This is a genomic window from Polaribacter sp. P097, from assembly GCF_036864555.1.
GTDB lineage: Bacteria > Bacteroidota > Bacteroidia > Flavobacteriales > Flavobacteriaceae > Polaribacter.
In genome coordinates this window covers 1,323,300-1,336,870 of sequence record NZ_JAZETJ010000001.1, presented here as the reverse complement: position 1 = coordinate 1,336,870, position 13,571 = coordinate 1,323,300, and the positions used below count along the sequence as shown (strand labels likewise).

At 31.9% G+C, this 13,571-nt stretch carries 13 protein-coding genes; 9 read left to right on the top strand and 4 right to left on the bottom strand.

Annotated elements, in window-relative coordinates; all coding sequences use genetic code 11:
* Window positions 1-732: a metallophosphoesterase family protein gene (locus V7R38_RS06175; protein WP_334056711.1), complete on the bottom strand. Its 732-nt coding sequence runs from the start codon at window positions 730-732 to the stop codon at window positions 1-3.
* Between the two features lie 112 nt (window positions 733-844).
* Between V7R38_RS06175 and V7R38_RS06170 the strand changes: the two genes are divergently transcribed.
* The 3 genes from V7R38_RS06170 (at window position 845) to V7R38_RS06160 (ending at window position 3,138) form a co-directional block, all read left to right on the top strand.
* Complete coding sequence (locus tag V7R38_RS06170; protein WP_334056709.1) at window positions 845-1,957, top strand: helix-turn-helix domain-containing protein; 1,113 nt, start codon at window positions 845-847, stop codon at window positions 1,955-1,957.
* A gap of 123 nt (window positions 1,958-2,080) precedes the next feature.
* On the top strand, window positions 2,081-2,572 hold the full coding sequence (locus V7R38_RS06165; protein ID WP_015481166.1) for a hypothetical protein: 492 nt from the start codon (window positions 2,081-2,083) through the stop codon (window positions 2,570-2,572).
* 5 nt (window positions 2,573-2,577) lie between these two features.
* Window positions 2,578-3,138 (top strand): YceI family protein, encoded by a 561-nt coding sequence (locus V7R38_RS06160; protein WP_015481167.1) that lies wholly within the window; start codon window positions 2,578-2,580, stop codon window positions 3,136-3,138.
* Here the strand turns inward: V7R38_RS06160 and V7R38_RS06155 are convergent.
* Genes V7R38_RS06155 through V7R38_RS06145 form a run of 3 tightly spaced genes read right to left on the bottom strand, consistent with a single transcriptional unit; the run spans window position 3,135 to window position 6,339 of the window.
* Window positions 3,135-4,412, bottom strand: a complete 1,278-nt coding sequence (locus V7R38_RS06155) for a POTRA domain-containing protein (RefSeq protein ID WP_334056705.1) — start codon at window positions 4,410-4,412, stop codon at window positions 3,135-3,137. The two genes, V7R38_RS06160 and V7R38_RS06155, sit on opposite strands and share 4 nt — an antisense overlap.
* A gap of 23 nt (window positions 4,413-4,435) precedes the next feature.
* Window positions 4,436-5,437, bottom strand: coding sequence for a glycoside hydrolase family 113 (locus tag V7R38_RS06150; protein WP_334056703.1), 1,002 nt, complete (start codon window positions 5,435-5,437; stop codon window positions 4,436-4,438).
* A gap of 26 nt (window positions 5,438-5,463) precedes the next feature.
* Window positions 5,464-6,339, bottom strand: coding sequence for a hypothetical protein (locus tag V7R38_RS06145; RefSeq protein WP_334056701.1), 876 nt, complete (start codon window positions 6,337-6,339; stop codon window positions 5,464-5,466).
* 160 nt (window positions 6,340-6,499) lie between these two features.
* Here V7R38_RS06145 and V7R38_RS06140 point away from each other — a divergent pair, with 160 nt between their 5' ends.
* The 6 genes from V7R38_RS06140 (at window position 6,500) to V7R38_RS06115 (ending at window position 13,560) form a co-directional block, all read left to right on the top strand.
* Window positions 6,500-7,849, top strand: coding sequence for an NAD(P)/FAD-dependent oxidoreductase (locus tag V7R38_RS06140; RefSeq protein ID WP_334056700.1), 1,350 nt, complete (start codon window positions 6,500-6,502; stop codon window positions 7,847-7,849).
* A gap of 62 nt (window positions 7,850-7,911) precedes the next feature.
* The gene (locus V7R38_RS06135) at window positions 7,912-9,534 is read left to right on the top strand and encodes a 4Fe-4S binding protein (RefSeq protein WP_334056698.1); all 1,623 of its coding nucleotides are present in this window, start codon (window positions 7,912-7,914) and stop codon (window positions 9,532-9,534) included.
* Window positions 9,534-10,010, top strand: a complete 477-nt coding sequence (locus V7R38_RS06130) for a toxin-antitoxin system YwqK family antitoxin (protein WP_334056697.1) — start codon at window positions 9,534-9,536, stop codon at window positions 10,008-10,010. Before V7R38_RS06135 ends, V7R38_RS06130 begins: the two co-directional genes overlap by 1 nt.
* Window positions 10,011-10,703, top strand: coding sequence for a glycosyltransferase family 2 protein (locus V7R38_RS06125; RefSeq protein WP_334056695.1), 693 nt, complete (start codon window positions 10,011-10,013; stop codon window positions 10,701-10,703).
* Entirely contained in the window at window positions 10,703-12,193 is a 1,491-nt protein-coding gene (locus V7R38_RS06120; protein ID WP_334056694.1) for a cellulose synthase family protein, read from the top strand. The genes V7R38_RS06125 and V7R38_RS06120 overlap by 1 nt, the downstream gene beginning before the upstream one ends.
* Window positions 12,193-13,560 carry a mannosyltransferase gene (locus V7R38_RS06115; protein ID WP_334056693.1) on the top strand — a complete coding sequence of 456 codons (1,368 nt, stop codon included), beginning with the start codon at window positions 12,193-12,195 and terminating at the stop codon, window positions 13,558-13,560. The genes V7R38_RS06120 and V7R38_RS06115 overlap by 1 nt, the downstream gene beginning before the upstream one ends.
* Window positions 13,561-13,571: the final 11 nt, after the last annotated feature.

The following is a 13,571-nucleotide window of genomic DNA, read 5'->3' as shown; positions in this document are numbered from 1 at the left end:
CTATTTATTCCTCCCTTTTTCGTTAGGATACAAAGTAGGTAAAGCATCACTTTGATAAAATGCTTTTGTTTCAATATTTAGTGCAGTTACTTTCCCTTTAAAAGCAGCGCCTGTATCTACATTCCAAATATTGGCAGCATTCATTGGATACTCCTCATTATAGTTTGTAGTTGGTGTGTGCCCAATGTAAATTTCGTGATAATGTTGTAATCTTTTTGGGTAATTATTCGCAGTTACCTCAATCTTTTTATCTAAGGCCAACGCCATTTCCCATAACGTTCTATCTGTACAAAATTTATGTGGGTAAGTTTCTTTTTCAACACCATGCATAGAGGTAAAACCTGCATGTAAAAACAAACGGTTTTCATCATCTAGGTGATACATCTGTAACGCCTGGAAAAACGCCAAATGTTCTTGTTTCTCTTCCTTAGAAAAGCCTGCATAACTATCTATGGTTTCTTTTCCTCCATGCATAAACCAAGAAGGATTTACATCATTTTCATCTTTTAGCCAATTTTCGCACCAAACATCATGATTTCCTTTAATAAAGATACAGTTAAACTTTTTTGAAAAATCGATAAGAAAATCGATTACCTGAGCCGCTTCACTCCATCCATCTACATAATCACCCATAAAAATTAGGTGATCTTCTTCTGTAAGTTCAAGTTGATTTAAAACTTGAATTAGTGCTTTAAAACCTCCATGTATATCACCAATAGCAAACGTTCTCATTTCTAGTATTCTTTTTTACAAAGCTAACAATTCTCTTAACTTTAAATGCAAGTTAAAGTTATTATAAAATTAATATTTGTAAACTTCTACAACTTATGTATCTTTCAAAAATATGAAACCTGTAGATAGTTTTTTACTCATTTTATTGGCAGCTGGGGCTATTCAAGGTCTCATTTATGGTTTTATATTACTCAAAAAAAACGCAAAAAATAAAAGTGCAAATCTCTTTTTAGCTACTATTTTATTTTTCTTTTCTTATCGACTAATAGTTGAAATTTGCAAACTTTTTGGATATGGTTTTTACGATTTTTGGTATCACGTTTTCATTGAATTCAATTGGATTTATGGTGCGTTAATTTACTTTTTTGTTAAAGCGAGCGTTACACCAAAATTTAAAATTAATTTTAAAAAAGATTGGATACACTTTCTCCCGGTTTTCATCGAATTTCTTTGGAGTAACTTCATAAAATCTCAAAACTTTTATTGGGATGGTACACAAGAAAGCCTTTCTTGGTTGGGCTATTATGGATACATTGTTTGGATGCACTATCCTACAATGTTTATCATTTCTGGCCTTTTAATTATATTTTATGCGTATAAATCTTCTCAAATTTTGAAACAAAAAAGAGATGAACATCTTATTTATATTGATAAAGTACAATGGATTAAAAGAGTGCTTTTTGTATTGAAATATTATGCTATTTTCTTAATTGTAGTGGTTTTAGTTGATGTGCTGTTTTTTGATTATGCCTTCAGAAAATATTATAGTTATCCTTTATTTATTGGTATGGCCATAGTTACCTATTGGTTAGGATTAGAGGGTTTTAACAGAAGAAATAATGACGTGATTAAAACGCAAAATATCTTACCAGACAAAGAAAAACAACAACTAGAACAAATTGCTAAAGCTTTAAAAAAATTGATGGAAGAAGATGAGATTTATACAAACTCGGATTTGAATTTGGCCATATTATCAGAAAAATTAAATGTAAAACCGTATCAAACAACAAAATGTTTGAATGTTATTTTTGGGAAAAAGTTCAATGATTTTGTAAACGAATATAGAATTAAAGCGCTTAAAGACATTCTGAAAAATCCGAAAAATGAAAAATTTACATTATTAAGTTTGGCTTTTGATGTAGGCTTTAACTCAAAATCTTCTTTTAATAGAGCAGTGAAAAAAATCACAGGGAAATCTCCTAAAGACTTAAAATCAAGTAACTAAACGTTTCATTTTTTTAATTGATACTTTTTTCAAATTTTAAATTCGTCTCAATTCTAAAATAGAGACGACCAACATCCTTATAAATTTCATATTTGCAGTGTTATTCATTTAAAACTAAAAATTATGAAATTTATAATCTCTTCTTTGTTAATTTTCTTTCTAAGTGTTTCGTGCCATTCACAAATTAAATATGGCACGCCTACTGAAAAAGATATTCCTGAGAAATTGCAAAACATCCCTAAAAAAATAATCGTTAAGAATTTTCCAGTAGTGGTAGATCCTATAAAAATTAATGATAGATATTACTGGAAACACAATACTTTAATTTTCTGTAAAGAAAGCAAGATAACCATAACAGAATATGGTGCGTACTTGTTTTACAATGGAAAATGGAATTTAAGAAAATCATATCCGTTAAAAGACCTCAACAAAAAATTTGGCACTAAAAAACAAGTGTTACAACAAGCCCAACCTTACACTTGGAATAACAATTGGAGAAGCGACAATCGTTTATTTGGTGGTTGGGCAATGTGGTATTTTATTGGCACTACTGACGCTGGTGAAACTGTTTGCGGCTATGAAATGATACACACAACTAATAATTTAATACACTAAATACAATGAAAAAATTACAACTTTTTACAGCAATTTCACTTTTTATATCGATGAGTATTTCTGCACAGAAATTCAATCTAGAAAGCAAAAACTCAAACATTTCTTGGACTGGAAAAGCTGCTTTTAATGCCTATGCTTTAACTGGAAGTTTGAAAGCAAAATCAGGAGAAATCTTGATTGAGAATGATTCAATTAAAAAATTGGAAGTGATTATAGATATGAAATCGCTCGATCATTCAAATAAAGATTTAAAAAAACATTTACGAAATAAAGATTTTTTTGAAGTAAAAAAATATCAAACTGCCACTTTTAAACTATTAAATTCTGTAAAATTGGTTAAAGGAAAAATTCTTTTAGTTGGAAATATGACTATTAAAAACATTACTAAAAAAGAAGAGATAGAAGTTGAAATTCATAAAAATGAAAACATCAATCTACAATTTACTACCAATTTAGACAGAACTAAATATGGCGTAAAATTCAACTCACCAAGTTTTTTTAAAAAAATGAAAGAAAATGCAATTGCGGATGAATTTGTGTTAAAAAGCGAATTGACTTTTAACTAAAAATACTGGCCAATACCAAATACGAGTCCGCCTTTAGACGTGTTAGACTGCCCTACAATTCGAAATCCGTAATCGATTCGAAACGTAGCATTGTATACTTTTTTGCTGATAAAACGCAAACCTATACCAGAATAAACACGAAGGTTTTCTTCCTGAAAAAAGTCATTCAGTTCACCTCCAGGATTTCTCCAAGATCCAAAATCGGTAAAGACGTTGGTTTGTATGGCTAGCCATTTTTTATCGTAAATAGTATGCCTGTATTCTGTATTGAGTACAAAACTACCTGTACCCCTATCTACCAAAATACCTACCCCTCTTAAATTTACATTATTATCTAAAGCAAAAGGTGCAAAGGGTGTGTTTTCATTAGAAGACAAACCAAATCGTAATCTGTTGGCCCAATTGCCTTTTTCACCTATTCTTTTGTAATAGAAAAAGTCGTTCCAAAAAATGTAAAAATCATTCTGATAATCATTTTCTGTAAGCACGTATTGTGCATAAAGCACACTCTTAAATCCGCTTACATATTGGTAATAATAATCTAAATTGGTATAACCATAAACCAGCTTAAACAATGCCTTTTGTAAATCGAGCTGTTGTGGAATCTCTGGTGCAATTATTCCAGACAAATATTGATATTTCTCTGTAAAGAAATTTACACCAAAATTTACTTCATTGTTTACATCAATTTGATAGAGTGCCAAAGCCTCAAAAGAAATATTATTGTATAAATAATTGGCAGATTGATTATTAAAATACAAAGGCTCTTCACTTTTCCAATTTTGATGATTTAAGGCCACTCCCCATTTTCTAGAAAACAGGTTGGGTGCCCTAAAATTCAGAGCATAAGTATGAAACCCATTGTATTGATAAAAGCCGCCAAAAGTGATGTTTCTACCTAGTAAATTGTAATCGTACAAACCCAATTTATACGAAAATACATTGTTGGTGGTTGTCCAAAAATTAATATCGGGCAATAACGTATAATTCTCTTCAATTGTGATGTCAATTGCGCATTCTTGAGCGCTAATTTCTTTTACGGTATAATAGGCATAGCTAATGGCTGGTAAGCGTTTTAAACGTAAAATATCTTGATGCAATACACTAGAATCTAGAGATTTCCCCACTTGCGTTTCTAGAATTTTAGCAATAAAAGAAGGCTTTGTTTTTTGTGCACCTTTAATTGTAATAGATGCAATTTTGGTAGTTTGCGCTTGCCCTAAGAAAACACTGCACAAACATAAAACTAAGACTATTTTTAATTTAGAAATCATTGTTGCAGTAAATATAAAACTTCTTATTGAGCATATAGCTTTATAATAAGTTCTTCTGCTGGTTTATTTTGAGGGGTAAATCTGTTGTTGTTTTCTCCACCAACTTTGTCATGCCTGTGAAACCATTTCCAAAGAAATCCGCCAGCAAACCAATCTTCTCCCCAAAATTGATTGTGTATGGCTTGCAAACCATTGGCTTGAGCTTGTAGATTTACACTGCCTTGAAGTCTATGAAACTCCCATGGTTTTTTAGCATTATAGTCTACACTTCTATACCCAAATTCTGTAAAAAGAATAGGCTTGTTAAACTTTTGCTGAATGCCTATAATTTCTTTTTTGTGTTTTGCCCAACCTTCTTCTAAATGCGCCACTGTTGGTGTTTTTACATCACTTAAAGGAAAATAGGCATCTATTCCAATAAAGTCGAGCTCGCTCCAAAAAGACAAACGTTTGTACTCATCCCAATTGGCTGCATAGGTTAACTTACCTTTATAAATAGTTCTAATTTCTTTGATGAGTTGCACCCAATATTCTGGCCTATTCATCACAAATTCTTTTAATTCTGTACCAATGCAAAGTACCTCTGCATCTAAAGCTTCAGCAGCTCTTGCATAGGTAAGAATGTAGGCTTTGTAAGAATTTTCTAAAAGTTGCCAGTGCTCTTCTGTGGTTGGTTTTAAATCACCTGTAAACCCACCTCTTCTTAACCATAAATGAGGTTTTACCATTATTTTAATACTCACTTTTTTAAACTCTTTGGCATATTGTAGTAACCCATTTTCGGTTTCGCCAAACCATTCTCTATTGGTATTAAATTCTATTTTTGGGTACTCCAAATTGCGAATAAAACTATAAGGCATTAAAGCCACATAGTTACTTTTAGAATTTAAAACGGGTGTAATATGTTCTTGGCTAATAGAATCTCTAGAAGCCACAAAGCTTAATCCGTTAATTTTTTGGGGTTGACTTTTACAAGCGGTTTGTAAAAAAAGTACAGCAATTAAAAAGAGATATCTTGTTTTCATAAATCTCTTAAAAATACTTCTTTTTCTTAAAACAAGGCTCTTAAACCTAAGTTAAAACTTTGCCCTAAACCAGTATCACTACCTCTTACAAACTTGCTGTATAAAACCTCTAAATTTAAGACAGGTGTAATTTGATATTTACCCCCAAAACCTAAACTGGTAAAGTCTTGCGCAAAATCTCCTATTCTTTGGTAATGCTGTACAAAACCTAAAATAGTGGTTGCATCATTAGGAAAATAACTCATGAACAAACCTGGAGCTAATACAAAAGTATTGTTTGCAAAGCTATCTTCATCACCAAAATTATATTCGGTACTTAACTCTGTAAATAATTGCCAATCTCCACTTGGAAAGGTATAATCATAGAAAAATCGGTTTTGAAACATGTAAGCAGTTTGATCTAAAAACACCCCATTCGCATCTGATTCTTCATCGATCAAAGGAATATGAAAAGCACTTTGAACAGAAAAATTACCTACATTGGATATTGGCTGCCATTTTAAGGCAGGTGCTAAAGAAGACAAACCATTTCTTGAGCTATTGTCTGAAGGAAAACCCAAAACAGACGTAGCACTCTTACCATTAATTGCATTAGATCTGTACTCTAACAATAACCCTACATTTAAACGATTGTTTTCTGAAACTCCTGTAAAAATATCTAATGTAGAAGTAAAGTACGTTTCTCTTGCTTTATCTGCTTTTACCCCATTAAAAGTGGCTTCTGTTTCTGTATATAGGTTGTTGAAAAATTTAATATCCCACTGCCCTTTGTTTAATAGTTTAGAAGGTGTGTAGGTTTGAATATTACTTTTTGTTGTAGTATCTGCATCTTGTGCAAAACTGCTTTCTACAAGAATGATGATAAGTAGTATTGCTAGATTTCTTAGGCTAATTTTATTCATTTGGTTGGTTTATTTGGATGAATTTAGAGGATAGTCTTAGAAGTTTTAAAATACTTACAGCCTCTAGAAAGTTTTTTATTTATACTTAATCTAAATTATAGGTATCTGTTAAGTTCTTAACTTTAGCTTCGACAGAAAGTCAAGAATCAATCAATACATTATGGAACACATTGTAATTATCGGAAATGGAATTTCTGGGGTTACAGCTGCAAGACATATCAGAAAAAACTCTGATAAACAAATTACCATAGTCTCTGCTGAAACCAAATACTTTTTTTCTAGAACTGCACTCATGTATATTTATATGGGGCACATGAAGTTTGAACATACGCAGCCTTATGAAAATTGGTTTTGGGATAAAAATAACATCAACCTAAAAGAAGGCTACGTTTCTAAAATAAATACAGCTACTAAAGAATTATCGTTTAAAGATGGTTCTGCCTTAACTTACGATAAGTTAATCATTGCAACTGGTTCTAAACCCAATAAATTTGGTTGGCCAGGTCAAGATTTAAAAGGTGCTTTGGGCATGTACCATAAGCAAGATCTAGAAAATTTAGAACAGTTTGCGCCTAATAATGACGTGTGCAAACGCGCTGTAATTGTAGGTGGTGGATTAATAGGAATTGAATTGGCAGAAATGCTTAGAAGTAGAGACATACCTGTTACTTTTTTGGTTCGTGAAAGTAGTTTTTGGAATGGCGTTTTGCCTGCACAAGAATCTGAAATGATTAACAAACACATCAAAGAACATCACATAGATTTGCGTTTAAGCACCAACTTAAAGGAGATAAAATCCGATGAAAATGGCCGTGTAAAATCGATTATTATTGAAGAAACAGGTGAAGAAATTGCCTGTAATGTTGTGGGTTTAACTGCTGGAGTTACACCTAATATTGACTTTTTAGAAGGTTCAGGCATAGCAACCAAAAAAGGAGTTTTGGTAAATAGAATGTTAGAAACCAATACAAAAGATGTGTATGCCATAGGTGATTGTGCAGAACAACATGAAGCCATTGGTTTACGTAGAAATATTGAAGCAGTTTGGTATACAGGAAGAATGATGGGCGAAGCGTTAGCGCAAACCATTTGTGGCAATCCAACTGAATACAAGCCTGGGCATTGGTTTAATTCAGCCAAGTTCTTAGACATTGAATACCAAACGTATGGTTGGGTATTTAGTGAGCGTAATAAGAAGGATTATGAAAGCTATTTTCAGTGGAAACACCCTTCAAAAGATATTTGTATCACCATTTCTTACCATAAAAAAACACAACAATTTTTAGGAATAAATACCTTCGGAATTCGAATGCGTCATGAAAAATTTGACCAATGGTTAACCGAAAAACAATCCATACAACACGTCTTAAAGTATTTAAAGGATGCCAATTTTGACCCTGAATTTTACAGTTTGTATGAAAAAGATATTGTTGCAAAATTCAATAGCGAACACAACACCCAACTAAAATTACAGGCTAAAAGCTGGAAACGCATATTCTCTAAAGCATAAAAGCTTTGTAAGAGAAAAAATAAGGTAAATAAAATAGCAATCACACATCTAACAGCACCATTTTGAAAGCAATAAAAAATATAGGACTCGTCATTTTTTTAACAGGCTTAACACTATTTACAGCCACCATTTTTACAGGTAATTTTACATTTACCCAACAAGAATTTGATTCTTTTGTAGCAGAAAAAGGCTATAAAAGTGAGCTATTTGTGGAGGAACTCCAAAAAGCCTTGGTTACCGATGAAAACGTAAACATCTTTGAATTTTCTAAACGAGTTAGAAATGCAGTAGATGTAAACAACAAGTATTACAATGAGCTAATTGCGAAATACAATGCAGAGAAAAATTGGAAGAAAAAAGGAGCTAAATACCAATATAAAATCAACGGAAAACCACATACCATTAGTTTTAATATCGCTAAAAAAGCAGGTAGTGGTTTTGTAAAAGAGAATGCAGGCTTGGTGTGGTTTTTAACTTTTGGTTTAGGCATAATTGGGGCACTCCTTTTTATTTTACCAAACCTAATTTTATTAGGAAAACCAGGTATTAAAAACGATCACATTTATCAGCAATCTGCTACCAATAGAGGCTTTATAGCTTGGTTAGTTTTGGTGTATTTGGTTGCCTTTTATTTGGTGCTTTATTTTATGGCAGACTATGTTGTAAACTGGACGTTTATTCTAGACCCAATTAGTAAAGTATTAAATGGTGGTGATGCTTCACAGTGGTTTGTGTACGGTTTTCTATACTGTACAATTATGCTAACCATGGGTGTTCGAATGTATATAAAGTACAGACATAACAAATATCAAATTATAAGAACTACATCTGTTTTATTTTTTCAAATTGTATTTGCCTTTTTAATTCCGGAGATTATGACCAGCTTAAATATGCCTGGTTACGATTTTAAAAATGCCTTTCCTTTAGATTATGATTTCTTTTTTGAATGGAATTTAAAAAGCTTAACCGAAAGTGGTGGTATTGGTATTTTTATATTGGTTTGGGGTATTGTTTTAACCCTAATTATTGTACCTGTAATGGTTTACTTCTTTGGAAAAAGATGGTATTGTTCTTGGGTTTGTGGTTGTGGTGGCTTGGCTGAAACTCTTGGTGACCCTTACAGACAACACTCTAATAAAAGTTTGAATGCATGGAAATTAGAAAGATGGCTAATACATTCGGTTCTAGTTTTTTCTTTAGTGATGACACTAGTTACCTTATATTGCTATTTTTCTGGCACTTCATCATTCTTAGGTATAAAATCACAATGGATTAAAGATACCTACAGCTTTTTAATCGGAGCTTGGTTTGCTGGTGTAATTGGTACTGGTTTCTACCCAATTTTTGGAAATAGAGTTTGGTGTAGATTTGGTTGCCCATTGGCTGCTTACTTAGGTTTAGTGCAACGTTTTAAATCGCGTTTTAGAATTACCACAAATGGTGGGCAATGTATTTCTTGTGGAAACTGTTCTACGTATTGTGAGCAAGGAATTGATGTAAGAGCTTATGCACAAAAAGGAGAAAACATAGTTAGATCTAGTTGTGTAGGGTGTGGAATTTGTTCTGCTGTGTGTCCTAGAGGAGTTTTAAAATTAGAAAACGGTCCTGAAGAAGGCAGAATAAATCCTACTGAAATTTTGTTAGGTAACGATGTTGATTTAATGCAACTGGTAAATAAGAAATAATGATTCATAAAGCACTGCTTGTATTTTTTCTTTACGTTGGTCTGTTCATCAATGAAAAAACCTACACCAAAATCTATCATACCAATGGAAACTTAAAAGCAGAAGGCTGGCTTTTTAAGGGCGAAAAGGTAGATTATTGGAAAACGTATTACAAAAACGGCGTTTTAAAAGAAGAAGGTAGGTATAAAGAAGGGCAAAAAGTAAAATATTGGTACTTTTACACCAACAAAGCAACACTACTACAAGAAGGGCATTATAACAATGGTGTTAAAGAAAATTGGTGGCTTTTTTACAATTCAAAAGGCGAGTTAATTCACAAATGTCAGTTGAAGAATAATAAAAAGAATGGGTATTGCTTAATTTATACAAATAAGAAATTGGTAAAAGCTTCTAAATTTGCAGCTGGAAAAAAAATAAAAGAATGGACAGATTTTTCTTCTTTTAAAAGAGAGAACAATCTAAATGATTTAAGATAAATGAACCCAGTAATTAAAGTGATCATCCCTGCATATAATGAGCAAGATTCTATTGCACATGTTATAAAAGATATTCCTAAAATAGTGGATGAAGTTATTGTTATTAGTAACAATTCTACAGACAGTACAGAAATTAATGCTCAAAAAGCAGGTGCAACTGTATTGAAAGAAACCCAAAAAGGCTATGGTTATGCTTGCTTAAAAGGCATGGATTATATTAAACAGCAAACTACAAAACCAGATATTGTTGTTTTTATAGATGGCGATTATTCTGATTACCCTGAGCAATTGACTGAAATTATAGCACCAATAATCGAAGAGAATATTGATTTTGTGGTAGGTGCAAGAGTAGATGAATTTAGAGAATCAGGTGCAATGACACCCCAACAAGTATTTGGCAATTGGCTAGCTACTTTTTTAATGAAGCTCTTTTTTAAAGCACGATTTACAGACTTAGGCCCTTTTAGAGGTATTAAATATGATAAACTACTGGCACTGAACATGGAAGACAAAACCTATGGTTGGACAGTAGAGATGCAATTAAAGGTATTAAAGCAAAAAATGAGTTACAGAGAAATACCCGTGAAATATAGAAATAGAATAGGTGTCTCAAAAGTTTCAGGAACTGTAAAAGGTACTATATTTGCAGGAGTTAAAATTCTTGGTTGGATTTTTAAATATAGTTTTAAGTAATGATTTTAGAGTACATAATCATATTCATATATACCATTTGTCTGTTGCTAATTTTTTTATATTCATTAGCACAATTAAATCTTCTTGTCAATTATCTAAAATATAGAAATAGAGAAGATAATGCTCCTAAATTCGACTTTACCCATCCAGAAGAAATTCCGTTTGTAACCATACAATTACCTGTGTATAACGAGTTGTATGTAATGAAGCGTTTGCTTAAAAACATTGCAAAAATAGATTACCCAATAGCTAAATTAGAAATTCAAGTTTTAGATGATTCTACAGATGAATCTGTAGCCATGACAGCTAAACATATAAAGAAAATTCAAGATTTAGGAATCGATATTCAACACATTCGTAGAACCAACAGACAAGGTTTTAAAGCAGGAGCTTTAAAAGAAGGTTTAAAAACAGCGAAAGGCGAGTTTATTGCCATTTTTGATGCCGATTTTTTACCCAAAAAAGATTGGTTGTATAAAACCGTGCCTTATTTTAAAGACAAAAACATAGGTGTAGTTCAAACCAGATGGAGCCATATCAATAGAAACTACTCTACGTTAACACGAATACAAGCTTTTATGTTAGATGCACATTTTACCCTAGAACAAGTGGGTAGAAATAGCAAAGGACATTTTATTAACTTTAATGGTACTGCTGGTATTTGGAGAAAAGAGTGTATTTATGATGCAGGCAATTGGCAAGGAGACACCCTTACAGAAGACATAGATTTAAGTTACAGAGCACAGCTAAATAATTGGAAATTTAAGTATTTAGAAAATGTAGAAACACCTGCAGAATTACCTGTAATTATTAGTGCTGCAAGATCTCAACAATTTAGATGGAATAAAGGTGGAGCTGAGAACTTTCAGAAAATGATTAAAAGAATCATCACCAACAAAAATGTTTCTTTTAAAACCAAAGTACATGGCTTATTGCATTTATTAAATAGCTCTATGTTTACATGTATCTTTTTGGTGGCAATTTTAAGCATACCTATGTTGTACATCAAAAATGAGTATGCACACTTAAAAAATTACTTTTATGTAATGAGCTTTTTTGTAATTAGCTCACTAATTTTCTTTGTTTGTTATTGGCACATGTATAGGAATATATATGGAGGTGGTTTTGTAAAATTCTTTAAATATATTGGCGCTTTTTTCACATTCTTTTCTGTAGCTATGGGCTTTTCATTACACAATACCATTGCTGTCTTAGAAGGGCATTTGGGCAAAAAAAGTGAATTTGTAAGAACTCCGAAATTTAATATTAAAACGATTAAAGACGGTTGGAAAAATAACAAATACATTAAGAAAAAACCATCAGTACATGTAATTCTAGAAGGCTTATTAGCCATTTATTTTGTTTTTGGTATGTATAGCGCATTTGTAGTAGGTGATCAAGGAGGAGATTTTGGATTATTCCCTTTTCATTTGATGCTTTTTATAGGATTTAGCTATGTGTTTTTTAAATCGATATTCTCTAAAGCCTAATGTCTGTATTATCAAAATACAAAGACATTGTACTTATCTTTATTAGTGCCTTACTTTATTTCTATATCGCTTACGCTTTAGACAGAACCAACTTTACAGTTTTGGCTTCTCTTTGGTTTGGCTTGTTTGCCTGCTTTTATTTTTTAGTTCAAAAGCCCAAATTATCGTTTAATAATTTAGTAGGCATTGCCTTTTTATTTCGACTGATTTTCCTTTTTTCAACACCAAATTTATCACAAGATTTTTATCGTTTTATTTGGGATGGACGCATGATTTTAGAAGGATTAAATCCGTATTTATCTTTACCAGAAACCTTTATTCAGCATATCAATTACCCTATTGCTGAAGCCAGAGAACTGTATGCAGGAATGGGTGAATTGAATGGAAGTCATTTTACAAATTATCCGCCTTTAAATCAGTTGTGTTTTTTAGTTGCAGCTCTTTTTGCTAGTAAAAGTATTTTTGGGAGTGTACTTGTTTTAAGAGTGATTATCATTCTGGCTGAATTTGGAATTTTCTATTTTGGTAAGAAATTACTTCAAGCATTGCATTTGCCAAAACACAATATATTTTGGTATGTATTGAATCCGTTTATCATTATAGAACTTACAGGAAACCTTCATTTTGAATCTGTAATGCTCTTCTTTTTTATTTGGGGAATGTATGCATTGCAAAAACGCAATTGGATTTTAGCTGCTGTTTTAATAGGCTGCTCAATATCGGTTAAACTATTGCCTTTTTTCTTTTTACCTTTATTCTTTAAGGTTTTTGTACATAAAAAATCAAACTTATCATTAGGTAAACAATGGCTGCAACTCATTTTGTTTAACTTTATCATTTTAGGTACAGTTGTTTTATTATTTCTACCTTTTTTATCAAGTACTTTAATAGCCAATTATGCTAACTCTGTGGGCTTGTGGTTTGGTAAATTCGAATTTAACGCAAGTTTTTACTATTTGTTCAGAGAAATAGGTTACTTGTTTAGAGGTTATAATGAAATAGGAATCATTACCAAGATAACACCTATTTTAACCATACTTTACCTCATCTACCTAACATTTTTTAGAAAAAACAATCATCAGGTCATCCTACTGTCAAGCATGCTTTTTGGTTTGTTTTTTTATTATTTTACATCAACCACCATACATCCTTGGTATTTGGCAACCCCATTGTTAATTAGCGTATTTACCAAATATCGTTTTCCAGTTTTTTGGACCTTAGTCATTATTTTAAGTTATCAAGCCTATGCCAATACTCCTTGGCAAGAGAATTTATGGTTTGTTGCTGCAGAATATGTATTGCTATTTGCATTTATGATTATCGAATTTAAATCTCATAGGAGAAAAGACTCGATAATTTCTGCTTAATTTTTACACCA